This is a genomic window from Desulfovibrio desulfuricans (assembly GCF_004801255.1).
Classification (GTDB): Bacteria; Desulfobacterota; Desulfovibrionia; order Desulfovibrionales; family Desulfovibrionaceae; genus Desulfovibrio; species Desulfovibrio desulfuricans_C.
Genome location: NZ_CP036295.1, coordinates 2,930,542 through 2,955,655, shown reverse-complemented (window position 1 = coordinate 2,955,655; position 25,114 = coordinate 2,930,542). Strand labels below are relative to the sequence as shown.

The 25,114-nt window shown below is 56.3% G+C and carries 20 protein-coding genes; 15 read left to right on the top strand and 5 right to left on the bottom strand.

The window, feature by feature from the left end; translation table 11 throughout:
- Positions 1–17: 17 nt before the first annotated feature.
- Positions 18–722 (bottom strand): Fe-only nitrogenase accessory AnfO family protein, encoded by a 705-nt coding sequence (locus DDIC_RS12425; protein ID WP_136400732.1) that lies wholly within the window; start codon positions 720–722, stop codon positions 18–20.
- A 554-nt stretch (positions 723–1,276) separates the two neighbouring features.
- Between DDIC_RS12425 and nifH the strand changes: the two genes are divergently transcribed.
- From nifH to DDIC_RS12375, 10 genes are all read left to right on the top strand, one after another.
- Entirely contained in the window at positions 1,277–2,104 is an 828-nt protein-coding gene (nifH, locus tag DDIC_RS12420; protein ID WP_136400731.1) for a nitrogenase iron protein, read from the top strand.
- A gap of 308 nt (positions 2,105–2,412) precedes the next feature.
- Positions 2,413–2,730: a P-II family nitrogen regulator gene (locus DDIC_RS12415; RefSeq protein ID WP_136400730.1), complete on the top strand. Its 318-nt coding sequence runs from the start codon at positions 2,413–2,415 to the stop codon at positions 2,728–2,730.
- Positions 2,731–2,833: 103 nt separating this feature from the next.
- The gene (locus tag DDIC_RS12410; protein WP_136400729.1) at positions 2,834–3,205 is read left to right on the top strand and encodes a P-II family nitrogen regulator; all 372 of its coding nucleotides are present in this window, start codon (positions 2,834–2,836) and stop codon (positions 3,203–3,205) included.
- 20 nt (positions 3,206–3,225) lie between these two features.
- Positions 3,226–4,776, top strand: coding sequence for a nitrogenase iron-iron protein, alpha chain (anfD, locus tag DDIC_RS12405; protein WP_136400728.1), 1,551 nt, complete (start codon positions 3,226–3,228; stop codon positions 4,774–4,776).
- Positions 4,777–4,818: 42 nt separating this feature from the next.
- Entirely contained in the window at positions 4,819–5,172 is a 354-nt protein-coding gene (gene anfG, locus DDIC_RS12400) for a Fe-only nitrogenase subunit delta (RefSeq protein ID WP_136400727.1), read from the top strand.
- A gap of 215 nt (positions 5,173–5,387) precedes the next feature.
- Positions 5,388–6,776, top strand: a complete 1,389-nt coding sequence (gene anfK, locus DDIC_RS12395; protein WP_136400726.1) for a Fe-only nitrogenase subunit beta — start codon at positions 5,388–5,390, stop codon at positions 6,774–6,776.
- 297 nt (positions 6,777–7,073) lie between these two features.
- Positions 7,074–7,652 carry a gamma-glutamylcyclotransferase family protein gene (locus DDIC_RS12390; protein WP_136400725.1) on the top strand — a complete coding sequence of 193 codons (579 nt, stop codon included), beginning with the start codon at positions 7,074–7,076 and terminating at the stop codon, positions 7,650–7,652.
- A gap of 284 nt (positions 7,653–7,936) precedes the next feature.
- Positions 7,937–8,404 carry a pyridoxamine 5'-phosphate oxidase family protein gene (locus tag DDIC_RS12385; protein WP_136400724.1) on the top strand — a complete coding sequence of 156 codons (468 nt, stop codon included), beginning with the start codon at positions 7,937–7,939 and terminating at the stop codon, positions 8,402–8,404.
- Positions 8,405–8,510: 106 nt separating this feature from the next.
- Entirely contained in the window at positions 8,511–10,085 is a 1,575-nt protein-coding gene (locus DDIC_RS12380) for a sigma-54-dependent Fis family transcriptional regulator (RefSeq protein ID WP_247647482.1), read from the top strand.
- Positions 10,086–10,282: 197 nt separating this feature from the next.
- On the top strand, positions 10,283–11,344 hold the full coding sequence (locus tag DDIC_RS12375) for a DUF6765 family protein (RefSeq protein WP_136400722.1): 1,062 nt from the start codon (positions 10,283–10,285) through the stop codon (positions 11,342–11,344).
- Between the two features lie 53 nt (positions 11,345–11,397).
- Here the strand turns inward: DDIC_RS12375 and DDIC_RS12370 are convergent, their stop codons facing one another.
- Together DDIC_RS12370 and DDIC_RS12365 are read right to left on the bottom strand one after the other, a co-directional pair.
- Positions 11,398–12,366, bottom strand: a complete 969-nt coding sequence (locus DDIC_RS12370; RefSeq protein WP_136400721.1) for a glycosyltransferase family 2 protein — start codon at positions 12,364–12,366, stop codon at positions 11,398–11,400.
- Positions 12,367–12,388: 22 nt separating this feature from the next.
- Positions 12,389–14,032, bottom strand: a complete 1,644-nt coding sequence (locus tag DDIC_RS12365) for a DUF6056 family protein (protein ID WP_247647481.1) — start codon at positions 14,030–14,032, stop codon at positions 12,389–12,391.
- Between the two features lie 275 nt (positions 14,033–14,307).
- Here DDIC_RS12365 and DDIC_RS12360 point away from each other — a divergent pair, with 275 nt between their 5' ends.
- Positions 14,308–16,620 (top strand): methyl-accepting chemotaxis protein, encoded by a 2,313-nt coding sequence (locus DDIC_RS12360; RefSeq protein ID WP_136400720.1) that lies wholly within the window; start codon positions 14,308–14,310, stop codon positions 16,618–16,620.
- 101 nt (positions 16,621–16,721) lie between these two features.
- Here the strand turns inward: DDIC_RS12360 and DDIC_RS12355 are convergent, their stop codons facing one another.
- A complete protein-coding gene (locus DDIC_RS12355) occupies positions 16,722–17,180 on the bottom strand; it encodes a VOC family protein (RefSeq protein WP_136400719.1) in 459 nt (152 codons plus the stop codon).
- Between the two features lie 321 nt (positions 17,181–17,501).
- On the opposite strand from DDIC_RS12355, the gene DDIC_RS12350 reads away from it, so the two are divergent.
- Positions 17,502–18,803: an HD-GYP domain-containing protein gene (locus DDIC_RS12350; protein ID WP_348769727.1), complete on the top strand. Its 1,302-nt coding sequence runs from the start codon at positions 17,502–17,504 to the stop codon at positions 18,801–18,803.
- 121 nt (positions 18,804–18,924) lie between these two features.
- On the opposite strand, the gene DDIC_RS12345 is transcribed toward DDIC_RS12350, so the two are convergent.
- A complete protein-coding gene (locus tag DDIC_RS12345; RefSeq protein ID WP_136400717.1) occupies positions 18,925–20,160 on the bottom strand; it encodes an EAL and HDOD domain-containing protein in 1,236 nt (411 codons plus the stop codon).
- A gap of 675 nt (positions 20,161–20,835) precedes the next feature.
- Between DDIC_RS12345 and DDIC_RS12340 the strand changes: the two genes are divergently transcribed.
- From DDIC_RS12340 to DDIC_RS12330, 3 genes are all read left to right on the top strand, one after another.
- Positions 20,836–21,825 (top strand): ABC transporter substrate-binding protein, encoded by a 990-nt coding sequence (locus tag DDIC_RS12340; RefSeq protein ID WP_168732554.1) that lies wholly within the window; start codon positions 20,836–20,838, stop codon positions 21,823–21,825.
- 89 nt (positions 21,826–21,914) lie between these two features.
- Positions 21,915–23,078 carry an ABC transporter ATP-binding protein gene (locus tag DDIC_RS12335; RefSeq protein ID WP_136400715.1) on the top strand — a complete coding sequence of 388 codons (1,164 nt, stop codon included), beginning with the start codon at positions 21,915–21,917 and terminating at the stop codon, positions 23,076–23,078.
- A gap of 32 nt (positions 23,079–23,110) precedes the next feature.
- Positions 23,111–24,733 (top strand): ABC transporter permease, encoded by a 1,623-nt coding sequence (locus DDIC_RS12330; protein WP_168732553.1) that lies wholly within the window; start codon positions 23,111–23,113, stop codon positions 24,731–24,733.
- Positions 24,734–25,114: the final 381 nt, after the last annotated feature.

Genomic DNA, 25,114 nt, shown 5'->3' with positions numbered 1-25,114 from the left:
GTAGCGGCCAGGTTGCCCTAACCGCAGGAACAGCCCGTGCCGTCAAACCACTTTTGCCCCAGCAGGGCGTCGGCATCGCGGTCGGCGGGCTGGCGTACCGTTATCAGTTTGAGGCCCGATTCCAGCTCTTCCCTGGTAATTTCCAGCCCTGTTACCAGCGCAAAACTGGGTAGCCAGCGCGGTTCGTGCTCGCACCTGACCTGCAGCTGCACAAAGGGCTTGGTTTCCACAAACACCAGTATGGACTCCCTGGCTGTAAACAGGGGGTCGGTGATCTTGGCCTCGCACATGTCCAAAAAGAAACGCCCCGGCGCGATCTCGCGCGGTCTGCTGCCGGGCAGCATGCCGCACTGGGGCTTTGTCGTCTGCTGCACCGCCGCCAGCACGCCCTTGCGCACGCCCTCCAGCGCCATTGGCTCAAACCTGTCCATCATGCAGATGTAAAAGCCCAGCTTGTCGAGCACGCCGTAGGGCGCGCCGTGATCCTCGGCCCCCACCACAATGCGGCAGGCCCCCAGATTTTCGGCCAGCGCGTGCATCTGCTCGCGCAGCTGGGCAAGGCCCCCGCCGTCGGTCAGGCTGAATACGTGCCTTTTGTCCTCGCTCCAGTCGTTTTCGCTCCGCACATATACGGCCACGGCGCTGGCCGCAGTTGGCGCGGCCAGCGCCCCCTGAGCATCATGAAACACCGCAATCCGCGACCCGTCGAGTAACCCTTGCATACGCGCTCCGTCTGTTGCGGCAGGGCCTGCAAGCGGCGCTGCCTTGATGGAGCAGCGTCTGCAATATCCATGCGCTTGCGCGGCTATTTATATATTATACTGTTTTTATTGAAATATTATTCAGTATCCAGCCGCTGAGCCTGTGGGGAGGGGCGAGTAAGGCGCTGCGCGTGACGCAAACGTACACAGTGGTGTCCTGAAAAATAAACGGGATAAATTATCAGTATTTTATAAACATAAATAAATCATAGTGTTAATGAATTTATCTTTTTATGGAGTCACGAGAAAACAGAAAAGAGTGATTTTATAATATACCGTAATTATTTGTTTAATTGAAAAATGTACCAAAATGTTCAAAAAATCGGTGTTTTGTACGCTTGTGTACGCTTTGGCAAAAGCGTGAGGATAGATTTATTTTATAATTATCTGTTTTAAAAGAAAAAAGTAGTTTTTCCCAGCAATGGCACGGCCGATGCACAAGGGGAGGCATACACGTTGCCAGAGACGCCTTGTCCCTGGTCAAAACAGCCGGAAGACCGGCGGGAGAATGCGTTATGCCTCGTAAGATAGCCATTTACGGAAAGGGCGGCATCGGCAAGTCCACCACAACCCAGAACACGGCTGCGGCCATGGCCCATTTTCACGGCAAAAAGATTTTCATCCACGGCTGCGATCCCAAGGCCGACTCCACCCGCCTGATTCTGGGCGGCAAGCCGCAGGAATCGCTCATGGATACCCTGCGCGCCGTGGGTGCGGAAAAGGTGACCCTCGACAAGGTGGTGCGCAAGGGCTTTCACGACATCCTCTGCGTGGAATCGGGCGGCCCCGAGCCGGGCGTGGGCTGTGCCGGGCGCGGCGTTATCACCGCCATTGACCTGATGGAAAATCAGGGGGCCTACACCGACGATCTGGACTTTGTGTTTTTTGACGTGCTGGGCGACGTGGTGTGCGGCGGCTTTGCCATGCCCATCCGCGACGGCAAGGCGCAGGAAGTCTACATCGTGGCCTCTGGTGAAATGATGGCCATTTACGCCGCCAACAACATCTGCAAGGGCCTGCTCAAGTACGCCAAGCAGAGCGGCGTGCGCCTTGGCGGCATCATCTGCAACAGCCGCAACGTGGACAGGGAAAAGGAATTCCTTGAAGAATTTACGGCTTCCATCGGCACGCAGATGATCCATTTTGTGCCCCGCGACAACATCGTGCAGAAGGCCGAGTTCAACAAAAAGACCGTTACCGAATACGACGAAACCCAGAACCAGGCCAAGGAATACAGCGCGCTGGCAGAAAAGATCATCAACAACCAGAACTTTGTCATTCCCCAGCCGCTGTCCATGGACCAGTTGGAGGCGATGGTGGTCAAGTACGGCATCTCCGACTAGGCCGCGCGGGCATTCGCGCCTTTTCGTTCCCTGCTGCGTCTGGCTCGCCTTTTATTCCGGTCGAGTACCATGAGAGTACACTCCCTGCATAAAAGGCTCGCCATCCTTGCAGGAAAGCAAAAATGCATCAAATGCCCAACGCGGCCTGAAGCCTGAAGCGGACATTTTCTTTGCCAGGAAACAAAATACGCTTTTGGCAAGATCAAATGCCCAACGCGGTCTGAAGAGCAAGACGGACATTTTCCTGCAAGGGACATGAGAAAATTTGAGCGTAAACGACAGTTTCAACAACTCCAAAGGAGCCGCCAATGAAAATGGTACGAGCCATTGTTCGCCCAGAGAGCACCGAAAACGTGGTGGAAGGGCTTGCCGCATCCGGTTTTGTGGCCCTGACCAAGATTCAGGCCTTTGGTCGCGGCAAACAGAAAGGGCTGGACAGCGGCAGCGTCCACTACGACGAGCTGCCCAAAAATCTGCTCATGATGGTGGTAGAGGACGAGCACGTGGATCAGGTGCTGCATCTGGTGCAAGACTATGCCAAGACGGGCAACTTTGGCGACGGCAAGGTCTTTGTCACGCCGGTTGAGCGTGTGCTGACCATCCGCACCGGGCAGAACGGCATTTAGGCGCAACCGCCCGCCTGGCCCTGGGCAGAGTTGAGAGGCGCTGCTTTTGCGCCGCTACGGGCGGCATGTACACACTATGAGGCTACACGCTTAGGAGCTCGCCATGAAGGAGATTATCGCCATCATTCGCCCCAACAAGGTGACGGCTACAAAAAAAGCCCTTGATCGCATGGGCTTTCCGGGCATGAGCGTCATCCCCGTTTTTGGGCGGGGCAAGCAAAAGGGCATCGCCGATGAGGTCTCGGTGGAGATAAGCCCCATCGTGCGCGGCATGGGCAGCTACAAGGGCATGATGTACGTGCCCAAGCGGCTGCTTTCCATTGTGGTGCCCGCCAACATGCTGGACAGGGTTGTAAACACCATCGTCAAGATCAACCAGACGGGCGGCATCGGCGATGGCAAAATTATTGTTTGTCCGGTTGAACAGGCCCTGCGCGTGCGCACCGGCGAAAAGGGCACGGCGGCCATTCTGTAAGCCGCGTAAAGGATACTGACATGCCATACCATCTTTTTAAATGCAGCGAATGTATCCCCGAGCGGGAAAAGCACGCCGTGGTCAAGGGTGAAAACGACGACCTTTCCACCTGCCTGCCCCTCGGGTACCTCAACACCATCCCCGGCAGCATCTCCGAGCGCGGCTGCGCCTTTTGCGGGGCCAAGCACGTGATCGGCACGCCCATGAAGGACGTGATCCACCTGAGCCACGGCCCGGTGGGCTGCACCTACGACACCTGGCAGACCAAACGCTACATCAGCGACGACGGCAACTTTCAGCTCAAGTACACCTTTGCTACGGACATGAAGGAAAAGCACGTGGTCTTTGGCGCGGAAGACCAGCTGCGCAACAGCATCAAGGAGGCCTTCAAGGCTTTTCCGCACATCAAGCGCATGACCATCTACCAGACCTGCGCCTCGGCCCTCATCGGCGACGACATCAACGCTCTGGCCCAGGAAATCATGGAAGAAATGCCCGATGTGGACATCTTTGTGTGCAACTCGCCCGGTTTTGCCGGCCCCAGCCAGTCGGGCGGGCACCACAAGATCAACATCGCCTGGATCAACCAGAAGGTGGGCACCGTCGAGCCCGAAATCAAGAGCCGCTACGTCATCAACTACGTGGGCGACTACAACATCCAGGGCGATGTGGAGATCATGTGCGACTACTTTCGGCGCATGGGCATTCAGGTGCTCTCGGTCTTTACCGGCAACGGCAAGTACGACGACCTGCGCGCCATGCACAAGGCCCAGCTCAACGTGCTCGAGTGCGCCCGCTCGGCGGAATACATCTGCAACGAGCTGCGCGTGCGCTATGGCACGCCGCGTCTGGACATCGACGGCTTCGGCCACGAGATGGTGAGCGAATCGCTGCTCAAGATAGGGCTGTTCTTTGGGCTGGAAAAAGAGGCCCAGGCCATCATTGATGAAGAAACCGCCCGCTGGCGGCCCGAGCTCGACTGGTATGCCAGGCGTCTCAAGGGCGTGAAGGTCTGCTTGTGGCCCGGCGGCTCAAAACTGTGGCACTGGGCGCATATTATTGAAAAGGAAATGGGCCTGGATGTTGTTTCCATCTACTCCAAGTTCGGCCACCAGGGCGACTTTGAAAAGGGCATAGCCCGCGTCAAGGTGGGCACGCTCGCCATCGACGATCCCAACGAGCTGGAAGGCCTGGAGGCCATGGAAGACTGGAAGGCCGACATCATCTTTACCGGCAAGCGCCCCGGCGAGGTGGCCAAAAAGGTGCTGGTTCCCTACCTCAACGCCCACGCCTACCACAACGGGCCATGGAAAGGCTTTGAAGGATGGGTGCGCTTTGCCCGCGATATTTACAACGCGGTGTATTCGCCCATCCACCAGCTGGCAAAAATCGACATCACCAGGGACGAGTTTTCGCTGGACCGTGGCTTTATGACCCAGGAGATGGTCTGCGGGCGCGACATCAGGGACGAGGAAGGCCAGCGCGAATACTCCGGCGGGTACGACTGCGTAACCCATTTGCGCAGCAAGGAATATCCGCCCTATCCCGAGCCGCTTCTGCAGGCGGTATAGCCCCCGAGGCGCAGCCCAAGACCTATATTGCGGAGGAGCAGCATGAGTGCCGGAACCCTGAGCGAAAATGTAGAAGCCGTCATCGACTATATCATGAAAAAATGCCTCTGGCAGTTCCACTCCCGCGCATGGGACAGGGAACGGCAAAACCAGGGCATCATGACCCAGACCACGCAGATTCTCTGCGGCGAGCAGCCGGATGTCGAATCGCCCGAAAACCGCTGCTACTGGGTGGACGCCGTAATGATGGCCCGTGGCCTGACCAGCGAAAATCCCTGGCTTGCCGCCATGGGCAAGGATGACATCCGCGAGCTTATGACCGCAGCCAAAACCAGGCTGGACTTTTTGACTATCCACGGTTCGCTGAACCTGGAGCTGACGGACCCCAAGTATTAGACGTGCGCCCTCGCGTCCGGCCCGACGAGCATGTCTGCCGGGCGCAGGGGGCGCCAGCGCGGCGCGCAAGGCCGGTTACGGCATTGCTGGCGGCAACATGCGGGGTGGCCTGAAAGGGCATGTTCCTTGTCAGGAGTGTAACGACTGCTTTTACAAACAGCCCAAGCGCCGGAGCCTGCGGCAGCGCACAGCCCGGCCTCAGAAAAGGAAATGCCATGTCTTGCGAAATAATGGAAAAAGAAAGGGCAGGGGTCATCAATCCCATATTCACCTGTCAGCCCTGCGGTGCGCAGTACGCGAGCATAGGCATTAAGGACTGCATAGCCATTGTTCATGGCGGTCAGGGTTGCGTCATGTTCGTGCGGTTGCTTTTTTCGCAGCATTTCAAGGACAATTTTGAAATCGCCTCTTCGTCGGTGCACGAGGACGGCGCGGTCTTTGGCGCGACCAACCGCGTGGAAGAAGCCGTGGACGTTCTGCTGATGCGCTACCCCGAGGTAAAGGTGGTGCCCATCATCTCCACCTGCTCCACCGAGGTTATCGGCGACGACATCGACGGCGTGGTCACCAAGCTCAACAACGGCCTGCTCAAGGAAAAATACGCGGGCCGCGAGGTGCACCTTGTCGCCATCCACACGCCCAGCTTTGTGGGCAGCATGATCAGCGGCTACGACGTGGCGGTACGCGACATCATCACCCACTTCGCCGAAAAGGGCGAACCAAACGGCAGGCTCAATCTCTTTACCGGCTGGGTGAACCCCGGCGACGTCAAGGAGCTCAAGCACCTGCTCAAGCTCATGGATGTGGACGCCAACGTGCTGTTTGAGATTGAGAGCTTCGATTCGCCGCTGCTGCCCGACGGCACGGGCAAGTCGCACGGCAGCACCACCATTGCCGACCTCAAGGACACCGCCAACGCCCTGGGCACCATTGCCCTGAACCGCTATGAGGGGGGCAAGGCTGCGGAATATCTGCATAAGGAATTTGACATCCCCACAATTGTAGGCCCCTCGCCCATCGGTATCCGCAATACGGATATCTTTCTCAAGCAGGTCTCACAGCTCACGGGCAAGCCCCTTACCAAGGAGCTGGTGCACGAGCGCGGCATTGCCCTGGACGCCATCACCGACGTGGCGCACATGTTTCTGGCGGACAAAAAGGTGGCTATCTACGGCAACCCCGACCTGGCCATTGGCCTGGCGCAGTTTTGCATCGACCTTGAAATGAAGCCCCAGCTCCTGCTGCTTGGCGACGACAACCAACGCTATGCCGCGGACCCGCGCCTCACGGAAATGGTCGAAAAGGTCAACTGGAAGATGGAAGTGGTCACCAACGCCGACCTGTGGGATCTCGACGGTCGCCTGAAGCGCAAGGAAATTGAGCTGGACCTTATCCTTGGGCACTCCAAGGGCCGCTGGGCCGCCATGGACAACAACATACCCATGCTGCGCGTGGGCTTTCCCACCTACGACCGGGCGGGGCTCTACCGCTACCCGGTCATGGGGTACGCCGGGGCCATGTGGCTGGCTGAGAACATGGCCAATACCCTGTTTGCCGACATGGAATACAAGAAAAACAAGGAATGGATACTTAACGTCTGGTAGCGCTGTGCGGTTTTTGCTTCCGGCGGCGTCAGGCCAGCCTTTTTATTCCGGTCAAGCGGCATACGCTCCGTGGTCGTTGTCAGTATCTGGCCATGCAGCCTTTACCCGCAGAGCTTGAAGATGCGCCAGCAAGGCTCCCTGCTGCGGCGGCCAGGGCGCGTACGCCCCCCCCCGGCATGATACCCGCCTTTCTTGCCGGAAACAAAAAACGCGGCAGGCCTCCGGCGGCATGGGGGGAGGCGGAGCGCTGTTGCCAGCGGTTAACGAACCAACGTTTTTTTGCAAAAGGCATGCGTCATGAACATCACTACCGGGTTTGATCACTACGGGCGCAAGGACCGGCAATATTATTTTGCCTACGGCTCCAACATGCATCCCGAACAGATTGGCGAGCGGTGCGCTGTCCCCCGAGTGGTGTGCGCGGCCTGCCTGCGCGGGCACAGGCTGGCATTTTACGGTCGCAACCGCATGTGGGACGGCGGTATGGAAACCGTGGTGCAGGCCTCGGGGCAAGATACGTGGGGCGTGCTGTACGAGCTTGCCTTCAGCGACGCGGCCAGCCTTGATATGTGGTGCGGCGCGCGGCTGGACGGCGGAGGGGCGTATTTTCACTATCCTGTGCTGGTGCAGGATGCCGGGGGCCGCGAGCATACGGCGGTGCTGTACAAAAAAGACGTGCTGGGGCATGCCGTGCCGCCCAGCAGCGAATACCTCGCCCGCATACTTGCAGGCGCGGCGGCCAACAACCTGCCCGCCGCCTATGTGGACTGGCTCAAAAATTTGCAGAGCGCGCCCGCGCGTTATCCCGTACCCAGCAGGGAGGCGCTGCTCAGGGGCGTGTTGCACGAGTCTACCTGCGCAGAGTGCGCCGGATAGGGCCGGATGGTCCGGTTCTGTCCGGCGCGCCCTCATTGGGCAGGCCGTTTGCGCCCGGCGGTTATTTCTGCACCCGGCCGACGCGAAGCCAAAAACCGTGGTGCTCTCATAATTTTACTTTGAAATAATGCATGGATGAAATAAAAAGGTGTTATGGAAAACGCCGTAACCCGCGTTTTTTCAGTGCGCTGGCCGCCGGGCAATAATGGCGACCCATGACAGCCAGGCGCATCTGTGCCTTTTTTGCAGACCATGTACCGTATCCGCATACCCAAGGAGGAGCCATGCAGGCCCGTATGAAAGAACATCCCCTGACCGCTGAACAGATCAATTGCCTGCTGGGCGCAGCCCAGGTGGGGCATCTGGCCACGCAGGGCGACAACGGCTTCCCCTACGTCACCCCCCTGCACTTTGCGCACATGAATGACCGCGTGTATTTTCACGGTCTTGCGGCGGGGCAAAAGCTGAAAAACCTGCGCGCCAACCCCAAGGTCTGTTTTGAGGTGACCGGCCCGCATTCGTTTATCCAGGCCGACAAACCTTGCGACACCAATACGGCCTACCAGAGCGTGATCATCCTGGGCAGCGCTGCTGTGGTGGAGGACGAGGCCGCCAAGACCGCCGCCCTGGACGCAATCGTGGCCAAGTATACCCCGCGGCATAGCGGGGCGGGGTATCCCGCCAACATGCTCAAAATGACGGCTGTGGTTGAAATCACCATTCATGAAATCACCGGGAAATACTATGCGTGAGCAGGCGCATGGGGTAGATTGGAATCAGGGATTTTTGCCCGGCGCATAGCCGGGCTGTCCCTGCCGGCGCAGCCGGTGCAGATTCTGAACAATGGTTTGGTTCCCCATGAATTCCAATGCCGCAGACCTGTTGCACGAGTGCGAAGCCGAACCCTGCCGGGGCAGGATTATTGCGCTCTTGCTCCATGTGGGCAGGTTGCTTTCTGAAAAAAACGACATCGTAGCCGCGCTGGATTGCCTTTTGGACTACATGCGCCGGGAGATGGGCATGGCGCGGGGCATGATAAGCCTGCTGCACCGCGAATCGGGGCATGTGTTTGTGTACCGCAGCCTGGGCATGACCCCGTCCGAGCAGGACAGGGGCGTCTACCATGTGGGCGAGGGCATCACTGGCAGGGTGGTGGAAAGCGCCGAACCCATCATTGTGCGCAGAATAGGCAGCGAACCGGCTTTTTTGAACCGCACGGGCAGTCTGGCCCTTGAGCGTGACAAGGATATGTCGTTTCTCTGCGTGCCCATCCGCCATGGCCGCAAGGTGCTGGGGGCCATAAGCGCCAGCCGCCTTTACAGTACGGAGTCTGCCCTGCAGCAGCATGTCGACGTGCTCAGCGTCATGGCGCAGATACTTGCCCATGCGGTGGAGCTGTACCTTGTGGAAAACGTCGACAAGGTGGAATGGGAAAAACGCACCCGTCTGCTGCTCAGCGATCTCAAGGAACGGTTCCACCCCTCCAACATGATCGGCATTTCTCGCTCCATGCAGGAGGTGTACGAGCTTATCCGTAAGGTTTCGCCCACGCGCACCACAGTGCTGTTGTTGGGCGAGAGCGGCGTGGGCAAGGAGATGGTGGCCAACGCCCTGCACTACGGCGGGCTTGCGCCGGGCGGGCCGTTTATCAAGTGCAACTGCGCAGCCCTGCCCGAAAGCATAGTGGAGAGCGAGCTTTTTGGTCACGAAAAAGGCTCGTTTACCGGCGCGTCTTTTCGCAAAGGGCGTTTTGAAGAGGCCGACGGCGGCACAATATTTCTGGACGAGGTGGGCGAGCTGCCCCTGGGCGTACAGGCCAAGCTGCTGCGGCTGTTGCAGGAGCGCCGCTTTGAGCGCGTGGGCGGCAACCGCAGCATCGCCGTAAATATACGCATTATCGCCGCCACCAACAGGGATCTTGCAGAGATGGCGGCAGCCGGCGCATTCAGAGAGGACCTGTTTTACCGGCTCAACGTGTTCCCCATCCTGATTCCCCCGTTGCGCGAGAGGGGCGACGACATGGTGGCCCTGGCCGAGCATTTTGTGGCCCACTACGCGGCGGAAACGGAAAAGAACCTTTCGGGCATTTCACCCGCGGCCATGGATCTGCTCATGCGGCACAGCTGGCCGGGCAACGTGCGCGAGCTTGAAAACGTCATCCACCGGGCCGTGATTCTGGCCGAGGGCCGCGTTGTGCACGTGTATGACCTGCCGTTGGGCCTGCAGCAGGCGGAGACTCCGCAGGCGGCGCAACCGGCGGGTCTGGAGGCCCGGTTGGCAGCCATGGAGTACGACATGCTGGTCGAGACCCTGCGCCGCTGCCACGGCAATACCAGCAAGGCAGCCGAAGGCCTCGGTCTGACCCGCCGCAGCATGGGCCTGCGCATGAAAAAGTTCAACCTGACCTTCAGGCAGTTTCGGGGAGAGGGGTAAGACTTAAGCTTCTCCTAACCCCCTTGTTCACCAAATATTTTCCATTGTGCCTCTGGATTATTCCGGGGGCATTTTGAATTTATACGGAATTTATGAGGTATTTGCGTATAAAAAAATAGCAAACTGCTATTATATAAATAATACTATCTTGAAAAGACGGCATGATGTAACGTGTGCAAAACACCGGGGGGTGAAAAATGCAAAAAGATATGCACTATTTTTGCACATTTGCGATGGCACGGGCATCGGGGATTCCCGCTGTCGATGCAAATACCGTCGCCTATGCATCTCAATTTGTTGATGATTCTACAAGGTATGATAGCAAAGTACATGAAGATGGAGGATTGCTGTTTGGCATAACAACAGCGCATTCTCCACTAGAGGCGCTAGTTAGGAGCCCTCGTGATCATCTTTCGAAGTTTGAAGATCAGCGGAAGGTTTGGGTTCCCTTCCACTTTTTTCCTGGCGGGAAGGGCACGACTTTTCGAGAAAAAATCATATGCGTTAAGAACGGTGATCTTGCAAACGAAATGTTCAAAAACAATCTTTCTGTCGCCTTAACTAAAGATTATTGCCTGGAACTGTTAGGAATTTCGTCGCATGTGTATGCGGATACTTTTTCGCACTACGGATTTTCGGGAATGTGCTCCCCGTATAATCGGGTAGACCAGGATTCTCTGGGTGAGCAATATGCCTCCAAAAAAGGTATACTTTCCACACTGTCTCATGCCTATGACGTTGTAAAAGACTGCATAATTGGGGGAGGCGCAGAAAAATTTACGGATGCTCTCGGTCATGGACCAGTGTCAGATTTGCCTGACAGGCCCTTTGAAGAATGGAGTTTTTCCTATGAGGTAGATTGTCCGAGCAGAGACTCGGATAGCAGTAGGAAAAATTACGAAACCTACCTGGAATATTGCGAAAAAGTATATGGCTATTTCATGCAGTTTGCCGACAAATATTATGGGGCAAAGTGCCTGATTCCTTTTGAAGAAATGCGGACTGAGCTTGTTGGGTTGCTGCAGTATAAAGGAGAGCTTGAAGAGCGCGAAGCCTACTGGAAGGCGTCAGGCCTGACTGCCGGGGTTGCTGACTACGACCCGGAGGAATGGGAGAATGATAAAAAAAGATTCGTATATAGAAATTCGTCGAGCGATGGAATAGCAACACACGCCTACAGGTTTCACCAAGCCGCCGCGTACCATCGATATCACGTATTGAAAGACATGCTTCCAAGTCGCGGAATCGCTGTATATTGATGTATATTGATATATGAGGCGCAAGTGACAGGAATTTTTCGTGTTGCTTGCGTCTACAGTTTTTTGGCGATGATGTAGCGCGGCCTGTGGCGCACTTCGGTAAAAACCTTGGCCAGATATTCGCCCACCAGCGCCAGACAGAAAAGTTGCACCGCCCCCAGCAGCAGCACCACAATGATCAGTGATGTCCAGCCCTGAATGGTTTCGCCCATGGCGTATTTGAGCAGTGAAACGCCGCTGAAGGACAGCGCCGCCACCATGCAGAGCATGCTCATGAGGCCCGCGATGCGCAATGGCGCAGCACTGCAGGCGGTGATGCCCTTCCATGCGAATGAAACCATCTTCCAGAAGGGATACTTGCTCTCGCCCGCCATGCGGCTTTGGCGCACGTAGTAGACCTGCGCGCTCTTGAAGCCCATGGCCGGGAACAGCCCGCGCAAAAACAGGCTTTGCTCCTGAATGCCGTCCAGAGCCTCCAGCACGGGACGGGCCACCAGCCGGTAATCTGCATGGTCGGGAATAAGCGGAACCTTGAGCCAGCGCATAAAACCGTAAAACATGTGGGCCGTGCGGCGTTTGAAGGCCGTATCGGTACTGCGGTCGTTGCGCACGCCGTAGACAATTTCGTTGCCTGCGGCATAGCTGGCGATCATTTCGGGGATGGCGGCGATGTCGTCCTGCAGGTCGGCGTCAAGGCTGATGATGCAGTCCACGCCCCAGTCGCGGGCAGTTATCATGCCCGCCCATACGGCGTTCTGGTGCCCGGCGTTGGCCGCAAAGCCCACTGCCCGGCAAAAGGGATCTGCGGCGTGGCGCTGCTCCAGAATTTCCCAGGTACGGTCGCGGCTGCCGTCGTTGACGTACAGGGCAAAGCTGTCGGCGTGCACGCGTCCCTGCTGTTTGAGGTCGTTCAGCAGGCCGGCAAGGGCGTCAAGCGTGCGCGGCAGGGTTTCCTCTTCGTTGTAGCAGGGAACCACCAGGGCCAACAGTGGGGCGGGACGGGACAATGCTGCTTCCTCCATGCGGAGCCTGCGCAAGGCGGGCTCAGTTCTGTGATCGGGAGACGGTTACACTGCGCCAGACCAGCGGCGCGTCGCCCTGTTTTACTGCTATGCAGGCGATGTCGTCCACTGATTTGATGCCGGGGATAAACACGGCAGCCTTGCCGTCGTCGGTCACCTCGGCCGAAGCGGAAAAGTACCGCAGGCCCACTGCCTGGGCGGAAACAACGCCCTGATCGGCGGGGGTCAGGGCGCGTGCGGCCTGCTGCAGCCAGCTCGCGGCAGTGGCGGTGCGCACCCGCGCGGCCACATGCACCTCGCCCTGGGGCAGGTTGTCCAGAAACACGATATTGCACGCCACCAGCGCCCGGACATCGGGCGCGCCGTAAATGCGCAGGGTCTGGGATTCATTCCAGGGTACGTTGCTGCGCCAAACAGGTGAAAAAAGGTTCACCTGCCGGATGTCATAACCGGGAAAGAAATACTTGTCGGTTTCGGGGTAGTCCATGTCGCGCAGGGATTGACTTGGCTGTTCGGCAAACATGGGCCGCGCCATAAGAAAAACACGTGCCTCAAGCAGTACGCTTGAGAGCAGCAGCCCGCAAAAAAAGATAAACAGAGCCCTGGCCTTGAAGCTTGCGGGGTTGAGGGCCGCAAGCAGGCAAAAAGGGCACAGCGCGGCGAAAAAAAGGGTGGCGCTCATGGCCCTGTAGGGCGTTGAGGGGCTCATGACAAAGGCCGCCAGGCTGGCCTGCGCCATAAGAAAAAAGACCACAGCGGGGATCCATGCGGCGGGGTTTAACCGTCCGCGTCGGCGCAGCATCCACGCAAGCACAAGGGCCGCCGCAAAATAAGGAAGCATTTCAATCTGTTCCGTGCCCCAAAACTGCAAAAAGCGCAGCAGTGCCTTTGTGGACAGCAGCGGTATTTTTTCTGCGCCGCCCACGGCTGCCAGCCGAATGGCATTGCCAGGCGAGGCCATCATCATGACCCAGCCCAGCGCCGCGCCCGCCATGCCGGCCATGGCCCACAGTGCCGTGCGGCCCGACGTGCGCCAGCGGTACAGCGTCACGCCCGCAGCCCCAAGCAGGGCCAGCATGCCCACATTTTCGTTGCTCCAGCCCGCCAGGATTCCGGAAAAAACAAAGAGCGCGCCGCCCGGCAGGCGAAAGTCAGCCCGGTCGGCCCACATGCGGTAGGGCACAAGAAACAGCGTGGCCCAGACCAGGCTGTAGCCGTAATCGGGCGTACCCGTGCGCCAGAAAAAAACTGTGCCAAAGGCGGGTAAGGCTATCCAGACAAGACCGGCCACCACCACAAGGTGCCATGCGCAGAGCCGCTCGCGCCACTGCGCCCCCAGCGCCAGCAGTGCGCCGCCCGCAACAAGCAGCATGAACATGATGGGGGTGAGCACCGGGTGTACCCATTCGGGGCCGGAAAGCAGCACGCGGGCCATAAAGTGCCCAACAAACTTGCCGCTCCACTCCATATATTCCTTGGCCTGGGTTGCCCACAGGCCAGCCTCGTTTTTTGAAAAAGCATAATCGTCGCTGACCCATGGCGTCATGGCGCAAAACCACGACATCACCGCCAGGATGACAATGCTTGCGAGCATGATGCGGTTGCGCCGCAGAGCGGCGCAACGGGATGCCTGGCGGGGTGCGGAACTGGAGCTTGGGTGTTTCATTACGTAAAATCCTGCGGCGGATACTGGGGGGATTGGTGACAAACATTTTACTATATTTCTGCAGCAGATATCTATGAGCAAAAATATTGCGGTGTCAACGGCCTTATGCGGGGCTGCGGTCATTATTGTTTGTCTGATATGGACAAAACCCCCTAATGCTTGCGCCAGTATTGTCGTTAAGCAGCAATACTGGTAGGGATTGAATATAAAGGGTTTTTCAGCGCCAACACCTCGCTGCCGTAAGCCGGTTCACGTTTGCCATCGGAGTACCCCACATGCGTCAAGTCAGCATCAACAGCATCTGCACCCTGTCTGTAACGGCCGCCATCGTTGCAGTGATCACCGTGCTTGTCATTTATGTGTCTACCTCGTCGTACCGCATGGTGGCAGGCGTGCAGACGGAAGCCCTAGACGAGGCCAGCAAAATTGTGGCGCGTTCGGCCGAGATATACATCAACCAATCCATTGACGTGGCCAGCATGCTTGCCCGTCAGGACGCGGTTCTCGAGGCTTTTTCCGGTCATCCGCAAGCCGCGCAGGAGTTGATGCGCGGTTATGTAAAGGTGCTGCCGGGGTATTGGTCCTTTCTACTTTTTGACCTCAAGGGGCGTATTCTGGCCGGGGTGAATGCCGACATGGGCGACCTGACCGGGGGCGAGCGGGGCGACAGGGATTACGCCAAGCAGATTTTCAGCGGCAAGGATGTGGCCCTGAGTGAAAACGTGATGAAGGCCGCAACCGGCGACGTGCTCATATATGTGGCGGCCAGGGCCGTGCGCGGCAAGGACGGCGCTTTGCTTGGCGCTGTGGCCGTGTGCCCCCGCTGGACGGACTTTACCGCTAAAACCATTGACCCCATCCGGCTCGGGCGGCGCGGCTATGGCTTTACCCTCGACAAGGAGGGGCGCTTTATCTCCCACAGCATGGACAAAAAGTTGCTGCTGCAGGATTATTCCAAAGAAAAATTTATCCAGGACGCGCTTGCCACGGGCAACGGCACGTTTCGCTATGAGTGGCGGGGCGAAGACAAGTTTATGTCTGTGGCCAGGATTCCCCTCACGGGCTGGCTGGTGTGCATGAGCGCATACGATGCCGAGCTTACGGCCCCTGCTGCCGACCAGCGTACGGTGTTGTATCTGGTGGGCGTGTGCGCGGTTATTCTGCTGACCCTGGTTATCAGGTTTGTCAACGCCCGCCTTGTTTTTGGCCCCTTGCAGCGTCTCTCCGATTTTACCGAGGCAGTGGCCGGAGGCAACTTCAAAGCCGAGCTTGCGGGCAGATACCGCGCGGAAATGCAGCGCTTTGCCAGCAACCTGTGCACCATGGTGGACGAGCTGAAAAAACGCCTGGGTTTTGCGCAGGGCGTACTCAACGGTATTCCCACGCCATGCTTTATCATTGACAGCGACTTTAAGGTCACCTGGCTCAATGATCAGATGTGCGGCCTGCTGGGCAAGCCCGGCCCCAAGGAAAGTTATCTTGGTTTGCGCTCCGGTCAGTTTACGCGCGGCGATGCCAACCACGAAACGCTCTCCGACACCTCCATCAATGAGGGCAAGGCCCTGAGCCGCGAATACGATTTTGCTGCGCAGTCGGGCAAGCAACTGCGCGTGACCGTGCAGACGACGCCTTTTTACGATCTGGACGGCGGCCTGTTGGGCTCCATAACCTTCTGGACAGACCTGTCGGAAATCTACGGGCAGAAGACCCGCATTGAAGCGCAAAACGCCGCCATTGCCCAAACTGCGGTTGAGGTTTCGCAGGTGGCTGAAAACATCTCCGCCGCCTCGCAGCAGCTTTCGCGCCAGATTGCGCATTCCAGCCAGGGCGCGCGCGACCAAAGCGGGCGCGTCAGCGACACGGCAAATGCCGTGGAAGAGATGAACGCCACAATTCTTGAGGTGGCCAGAAGCGCCTCCTCCACTTCTGAAAATGCGGAAAAAGCCAAGCAGAAGGCTCAGGACGGAGCCCGGCTGGTGGAAGAAGTGGGCGCAGCAGTGCAGAGCATACGCGACGAAGCCGGGCAGATGACCGACAGCATGCGTGGTCTGGGCGAGCAGGCCCATGGCATCGGAGCCATCATGGGCGTTATTTCCGACATTGCCGACCAGACCAACCTGCTGGCGCTCAACGCGGCCATTGAGGCTGCACGGGCCGGAGACGCCGGGCGCGGTTTTGCCGTGGTGGCTGACGAAGTACGTAAGCTGGCGGAAAAAACCGCCCACGCCACCACTGAGGTGCGCACGGCCATAAGCGGCATACAGGGCGGAACCAACACTGCCGCTGCACAGATGGATGCCGCCGCAGACCGTGTGGCTGCAGCCATGGTGCTTGCGCAGCGCTCGGGAGAGGCGCTGTCTGAAATTGTGGATATGGTCGAATTGGCGGGCGACCAGGTGCGTTCCATCGCCACCGCGGCCGAGCAGCAGTCCGCCACGTCAGAGGAAATCAACCGGGCGGTAAGCTCCATCAGCGCGATTGCGTCTGAAACCGACAGCGCCATGGCCCAGTCCACCGAAGCAGTGGACGCCCTGGTAGAGCAGACCAAAAAGCTTGAACAGCTCATAGCGGCCCTGCGCACAAGCTAACTGGCTTGCCCGCAAAGGGCGGTGTTTTTTTGCGGCAGCCCCTGCCGCTCCACAGGGAGCGACAGGGGCTGCCTTGCGTGTGGGAGGACTTGGGGAAACCCTTATGCGCGGGTTTTTCGCCAGCTTTGCAGCTCTATGATGTTGCCCTCGGGGTCGCTGGCGTATACAAAAACCGCTTCCATCCCGTCAGGATAGGCGGCGGTAACAACTTCTCCCACCTGTCCGCCGCCAGCGGCGAGCACTTCGGCCAGGTTTTTTTTCACATCGTCCACTTCAAAAGCGATGTGGGCAAAGCCGGGGCGGTTGATTTGCGGCGGCAGCGAACTGTGCGGGCCGTCGTACGAAAATATTTCAAGCGTCGGGTGGGATTCGCCGTAGCCGGGCAGCAGCAGGTGCTCGCCAGTGATGTGGGCATCGGGCAAACCGGTGAGGCGGTCCAGCCACGGGCCGCGCAGGTCGCGCGCCTGCCCGATGCTTTTGCAGCCCAGTACCTGTTTGTAAAAGGTTATGAGCCGTGCGGCATCGCGGGCAATAATGTTGGTGTGTACATAACGAAGCATGCGGGCTCCTGACGTTGGAGGGTGCGTGCGCGGGGCGCTGAAGCTGCGGGGGCCTCATGGCCTACGTGCACCCCAGACGGCGTACAAACTGATTTTAGGCTCGCGCGCGCTACTTTTCAACCGCGCTGTGCACCGAGGGCGTGCTGCCCCGGATACGGCAGAGCGCCCTCCACGGCGGCAGGGCTTGAGAAATTCAGTGGTGCAGCTATCAAAAAAAATATACAGAAAATTGCGGACGAAATAAAACCTGTTGGCATTAACCTGTGCAAAGCAGCATTTGAAAATATATTCTTTTCATGTGCTGGCTATCTTGTTAAGCTCATGCTCTGTTTGAATCAGCTATCTTTGCCTTTTAAACGCAGGGTCGCCACTATGGAAAAGCTGTCGTTAAAAGAATTGGCTGTTCCGATCATAAAGGCCATCGATAGTTGTAATTATCTGTTAAAGTCGCATCATCGGCGAACAGCTGTTATTGCCTATCACATTGGTAAAAAAATGGGTCTGGAGCAGGATCAGCTTTTCAGGCTGGTCATTTCCGCCGCCATTCACGATGTCGGGGCCCTGTCTGTTCAGGAGCGCGATTCCCTCATCAAGGAGGACGTGCTCACCCCTCGTCCCCACTGCGAAATGGGCTCCCGAATGTTGTCTTCATTCGGGCCGTTTGAGGGTGTTGCCCGCGTTATCAAATATCACCACATCCATTATGACGATTTTTTGGGCATGGCAGAAGGCGAGGTTCCGCTAGAAAGCCATATCCTGCACCTTGCCGACAGGGTGGATGTGGTCATCAATCCCGATGTTTTTATTTTAAAGCAAAAGGCGACCGTTGTAGAAAAAATACGGTCAAACGTGGGCAGTATTTTTCACCCCAAGGTTTTTGACGCCTTTGCGGCGGCCTGCATCCCCGACATCTTCTGGATAGAAATCAACAATCTTGAGATTGATATGCTCTTCAGGCGGGTCGATTCGTCGCTGAATTTTATTCTCAGTCTGGACAATATCCTTGAGTTTGCCCTGACCATTTCGCGTATTATCGATTTCAGAAGCCATTTTACAGCCTCCCACTCGTATACCGTTGCCAATATTGCCTATGAGCTGGGCAAAATATTTGGCTTTTCGCCCGAGCGCTGCCTTAAGCTGAAGATCAGCGGCTACCTGCATGACATAGGCAAAATAGGCATAGACCCCGGCCTGATAGAAAAAAACGGCCCTCTCACCGATGACGAATTTGATCTGGTAAAACTGCATACCTACTACACCGGGCAGATTTTAAGCAGCCTCAGCAACTCGGAATGGTTTAACGAAATTGTGCCCTGGGCCCAGAACCATCATGAAAAAGCGGACGGCTCGGGGTATCCCTATGCGCTGCAAAGCGAAAACCTTGATCTGGGTTGCAAGATTGTTGCCTTTTCGGACGTGATTGCCGCGCTTATGGAAGACAGGCCATACAGAAAAAGCCTGTCCATAGACACGGCTTTTGAAATACTGCGCGACAGGATTGCCGCAAAAATTTCTACAGAAATGTTTGATGTCATTGCGCAACACAAGCAGCAGATTGATGCCATCGTGCATCAATGCCACGAAAATATTTTGAACGAATACAAGCCAGAAACCTGGTGCTGATTTTTTAAAACAGCTGACTGCTGCAAGCAAAAACTGCGCGTCGCCCTGTGGCAACGCGCAGTTTTTGCTTCTGGTCAGTGGCGGCCTGCCCCTGACGTAGATTCTGGCCGTAGGGACGCCCCTATACGGTGGCAATCTGGTTCATGGCTTTGTCTGACATTTCAATGGCATGCTGCAAAGACTCCGACACTACGTCTTCGGGGATGTTCAGCGATGTGGACAGGCTCTTGGCACGCTCAAATTCAAGATTTTCTATGGATTTGGCAAGCGCGATGTAATCTGAATAAATACCGCCTTCTCCCTGGAGCGAGGTTTTTATTTCATTGCTCAGGGGCAGTTCCTTGAGAATTTTTTCCATCGGGATATTCAGTATGACTTCAAGCAGTGAAAGCATGCCCACGAGGAAGAGGCTTTCGTTTTCTGCTGCGGAGATTTTTGTCGCCTTGCCCAGCGCATCCAGAAAATGCGCACGCTGCAGCGCCATGCGGAGCGCCTCGCGATTGGACTCGGGGCTGAGCATGTCAGAATAGAGCACCAGGCGCAGCCAGTGCCGGGTTTTGACTGTGCCCAGCAGGCCCAAAGCCTGGCGGATGGACGTGATTTTTTCCTTGAACGAAAATGCGGCAGAATTGATGTACTGCAGCAGCCTGTAACTGAGCGAAACGTCAGTTTGCACGGCTTCAAGTATTGTTGCGGTATTCAGGTCTTCTTTTTCGATCTCCGCAGCTATTTTGAGCCGCGAGGCTGTGGAGCTGGTAAGCTCCTTTCCTGAGAGAATCTGGGGCTTTGCAAAATAGTAGCCCTGAAAAAAGGATATCTTTTGTTCCCTAAAGGCCAGAAACGCGGCCTCGGACTCGACTTTTTCGGCCAGAAAGAGGCAGGGCGTATTGGAAAAGTTTTTTTTGATTTCAAGTATCTCGGGGATACTACGGCCCAGACAGTCAAGCTTGATGATGTCGATGTAGGGAAAGATGTCCTTGTATGCGGTGTCGCCCACAAAGTCGTCAAGAGCAATGACGTAGCCTTCGGACTTCAGTTCCTTGAGGCGCTCTATGAGCTGCGGGCTGACCGGGATGTTTTCCAGTATTTCCACAACCGTGTTCCGGGGCGGCAGCGCCAGCGGAAAGCGCTTGAAAATCAGGTCTTCCGTAAAATTGATAAATATTTTGACGTCGTCGGGCAGGCCGGCGGTTGCCCGCAAAAAGCCGTTGGAGGCAACAAGCAGCGTCGCCGCATCAGGGTCGTTGATGGTGGCCGAGTTTTCAGAAAGCCCCGTGCGAAAAAGCAGCTCGAAGCCCCAAAGCTTGCCCTTTTTATCAAAGATGGGCTGTCTTGCTACAAAAAAATTGTTGAGCATGCTTTTCCTTGCGGCCAAGTCTGTCTGAGGATTGATCGAGTAGGTGCATCGACCTACTGCATAAGTTATCAGTGTCCATAGTCAATAGCAAGGGCTGAAGGATTTTATTCAGCAAAATTCTGGTGTTGTATAAAAAATGGCTTTTAGGGTATTTAATGGTTCTCAGCCGCAAGAGGATTTGTGCGGCGAATACCTAGTGGCTTGAAGAGAAATGCAGAGCATGGTTCTATATACGAGTTGATAAAATCATGGCTTGAATTGCTTCCAATGTGAACAAGTTTTTTTGCGCTGCACGGCAGATGAAACCCCGCAAAAAGTCGAGTTGCAGGATAGACGTTTCGCGTCATAAAATTTGGCGCCTGAGTCCATTCCATGCAACCATGCCGCCAATGGAACGAAGTTGGGCCAATGAGCGCCCATGTAGACAAAGGCCTGCTGCCTCCCCCCTGGAAAGTACGCCATTGAACCGTTACCGTCCCTGATATGGTTCCTGCGTCGCCTCGCTCTTGCCGCGATCATGTCCAAAAAGGGCCACAGCCAGCACCGTGGCGGACAAAGCAACCGTCTGCCTGCCTTGACCACCAGCCAGCGGGGGGATACCGTCCTGGCATGATTGAGGATAGGGTGTGGTTGACGGCACGTTTATTTGTTGAATCGCTGCATGTTGGGGGAAGTATGAAGGCCTGTCTCAAACGTCTGTGTTTTGTACTGGTGTTGTTTGCCATATTTTTGGGCACGTCGATGCGTGCCTCTGCAAAAGAAGTGGTGTTGTATTCTTCCAACCAGCCGGACATGCTGGACGCCATTTCGCAGGACTTTGAAAGCAAAACGGGCATCAAGCTCACCGTGGTCCGCATGGGCACCGGCGAAGCCATGAAGCGTATTGAAGCCGAAAAAGCCAACCCCCTGTGCGATGTGTTCTGGAGTGGGGATGTGGCCGTTTTGGACAACGCCAAAGCCAACTTCATGCCCTACACCTCGCCGGAAGCCGCCAGCCTGCCAGTCTCATTCATCGAAAAGGACCACAAGTGGACGGCGGCCAACATGCATCTGATGGTCGTCATGGCCAATACCCAGCTTGTGCCTGCTGCAGAGTTGCCCAAAACATGGAGCGACCTGCTTGATCCCAAGTGGAAGGACAAGGTGGTCATGGCCAATCCGCTCAAATCCGGGTCTGCCTATGCGCAGGTGTATGGCCTGTACAAGCTGTACGGCTGGGAAGGTCTGACAAAACTCATTAACAATGTTAAAATCCTTGATAGCTCAAGCCTTGTCTACAAAGGAACCGCCGAAGGCGAATTTGCCCTTGGCATAACCATGGAATACGCCGCTCACCGCTATGTGGCTGGCGGCGCGCAGAACGTGCGGGTTATTTATCCCGCCGACGGCGTCATTGCCGCTCCTGAAGGAGTCGCCATAGTAGCCGGCTGCAAGCATCCCGAAGAAGCCAAGGTCCTCACGGACTATTTGCTTTCCCGGCCTGTGGTGGAGGCCATATTCCAGAAGTATTTTCGTCGCCCTGCACGGCCCGACGCAACAGCGGTAGAGGGCATGCCCTCGCTGAAAGAGCTCAATATGCTCAAGGATTTTGATCCTGCTGAAGCCAACGCTCTGGAAAAAGACATGCTCGCCAAGTGGAAAAAGCTGGTTTTGCAAAAGCAGTAGCGATCATTCAGGCGCGGTCCCTTCCGCGCCTTTTTTATGGCCGGAGACTTGCCGTAAGGCTTTGTTGCCCGCCTGGGTCTGGTTGCTCCATGGCTGGCGGCAGCAAGCAGGTTGACCTTGCAGACAAGGATATTTTTGTGCGTATAGAACTTATTGATATTGTAAAGCAGTTTGGCTCTCTCACGGTTGTGGACAAGGTCAATCTGACCATTGACGACGGTGAGTTTTTTACCCTGCTGGGGCCCAGCGGTTGTGGTAAAACTACGTTGCTGCGCATGATTGCCGGGTTTAACGACCCCGACAGCGGGGATATCGTTTTTGGGGGCAAGTCCGTTCTTTCGCTGCCTGCCCACCGTCGCAATACGGGCATGGTTTTTCAGAACTATGCCCTGTTTCCGCATATGACGGTTTTTGACAATGTGGCCTATGGCATGCAGGCCAGAAAACTGCCGCGCGATACTATCAACAAGCGGGTCATGGATATTCTTGACTCTGTACAGCTGCTTGATCTACGCGGCAGATACCCCCGCCAGCTCTCCGGCGGGCAGCAGCAGCGCGTGGCCCTGGCCCGTGCCCTGGTTATTCGCCCTGACGTGCTGTTGATGGACGAACCCCTGTCCAACCTTGATGCCAAGCTGCGCGTCACCATGCGTGAAGAAATACGCCATATTCAGCAACACCTTGGTATAACGACCATATATGTGACGCATGACCAGGAAGAAGCCATGGCCGTATCAGACAGGGTGGCCATTTTTTATGGCGGTAGCCTGCAGCAGGTGGCTGATCCGCAGGGTATATATTTTTCGCCTGCCAACAGGTTTACGGCAGAATTCATGGGTTCCTGCAATATTCTGGAAATGACGCCATTGTCCTGGAATGCCGCTCAGGGCCTAGCCCGTATGCTCTGCGGCGGGGAGGAGTTTGAAGTGGGCATGCGCAATTTCCATGGCGTCAGCCATGGAGAGTTGCAGGACCAAGCCCCTGTGCAACCCCGGCTGCATGAGCCAATGAGCGTAATGCTGCGCCCGGACTGGATACACGAGGTAACGCCCGGTTCTGCTGCGCAGAATGTTTTTACCGGGCATGTTCATGAGGTCATGTTTTTGGGCACAGTGGTGGTGTATCAGGTTGCCGCTCTTGGCACGCTGCTGCGGGTGGATGTTCCCGCGCTGCACTGCGGAGATTTCAAAAAAGTTGGCGATGCCATTACGCTCTGCTTTTCGCCGACCAGTCCGGTCAAGGTGGGCGTGTGATGTGCTTGCGAAAACTTTTTTCCGCATGGAACATGGTTCTGCTGCTTGCCCTGCTGACGCTTGTTTTGCTCGTAGTTTACCCCATGTCCGCCATTTTTCAGGCCAGCTTGCTTGACCCTGACACTGGCGTGTTTACGTGGAATAATTATGCCAGCGTTTTCAGCACCCCCTTTTATCGGCGCTGTCTGGGCAATAGCCTGTTCATGAGTGGCCTTTCCACGGTATTTAGCGTGCTTATCGGCGTGCCGTTTGCCTTTTTTACCACGCGCTACAGGCTGCCCGGCGCTACCACGCTGCGCACGCTGGCCACGCTGCCCCTTATTCTGCCGACCTTTATTGGGGCGGAAGCGTGGCTGCTATTACTTGGCCGCAATGGCATCGTCACCCGCCAGCTTGCGGAATTTGGCCTGCATATCCCCAGTATTTACGGCTGGCAGGGGGTTGTGCTGGTTTTTACCCTGCAGTTTTTCCCCTTTGTATTTCTGATGGTTTCCGCAGCGATCAATTCTGTGGACAGGTCGCTGGAAGAAGCTGCCCGCAATCTTGGGGCATCGCCATGGCGGGTTTTTCGTACGGTAACGCTGCCGGTGGTTACCCCCGCCATTGCATCCGGGGCCTTGATTGTTTTTTGCATGTCTATTGAAAACTTTGGTGTGCCAACTATTATCGGCAATGATTATAAGGTGCTGGCTGAGCAGGCATATAGCGAGTTTGTCAGCGAAATGGGGGGCAACCCCTCAATGGCGGGCACGCTCAGTACGGTGCTGGTGGTCGTGACGCTGATTCTGACCGTACTGCAAAAAGTGTGGGTAGAGCGAAAAAACTATGCCATGTCGTCACTGCGGCCCCCTGAAATAAAAACCCTGTCTCCCCTGGGCAAAAAGCTGGCCTGGGCGTTCTGCGCCGGTATTGTCTTTATCTCGTTGGCGCCGTTTGCCGTGGTCATGGTGGCTGCTGTTACGAAAACAAACGGGCCGGTCATGTACTACGGGCAGTTTACACTCGATAACCTGCTGATTGCCCTTCAGGTGGCGCCGCGGCCTATTCTCAATTCGTTCTTTCTATCCACAACGGCCACGGTTATCGGTATGGTATTTGGTCTGGCCGTAAGCTATCTGGTGGTGCGCAAAGGCGGGGTGGCTGGCTATGTTCTTGATCTGGCCATGATGCTGCCGCTGGTCATAGCCGGTTCTGTGTTGGGTATTGCGCTGGCCGCGTCATATAATAAAGGGCCAGTGGTGCTCACCGGCACATGGATGATTATTGTGCTGGCCTATTTTATCCGCAAGACGCCGTTTTCCGTCAAAACAACCTCGGCCCTGCTGCACCAGATTGAAGTGTCGGTGGAAGAAGCTTCCATCAGTCTGGGCGTTCCGCCGTTTACGACGTTCCTCAAGGTGGTTGTGCCCTCCATGCTGCCGGGGGTGGTGGCCGGGGCCATCATCATGTGGGTTACAACACTGGCGGAGCTGAGCTCTACCATCGTGTTGTACTATGGCCCGTGGAGCACCATGACCGTTCAGGTTTTTCAGTATATTGGCAGCGGAGATTTTGGCCCTGCCTCTGCCTACGGTGCTATTTTGATCGTTTCCGTACTGGCCCCGCTGTTTCTGCTGAGCAGGTTTCTGGGGCGGGATCTGACCACCGCGCTTTAGCGCATACGCAAATTCCACGCTTTTGCATCGGGTTACGGATGCCCAGTTTAAGGGCGTTTGGCAAAGCCGCTCCGCACTATGATGCCGGGCGGCTTTGCCTTGTTTGGCCCAACGCGGGTTTGAGCCTGTATGTTCTCTTGGCAGGCGATCCCCGTCAGTTAGCTGAAAAAATTCATCCTGCCACAGTCGGTTAGTGAAGCTCCATGCCATTTGCCTTGTCTGTGCGTGCAAACAATGCTGTTTACAATCAGGCAGCCCTGTGTTGATGTATGCGCGTCGAAGTGGGTGATCCCTCAACCGCGAGTGCATCAATATGGCTGATTTTGTTGAGATAAAAACATTAGTTATTTGCTATGGTTTGTGCTGTTGCACCCAGCTTGT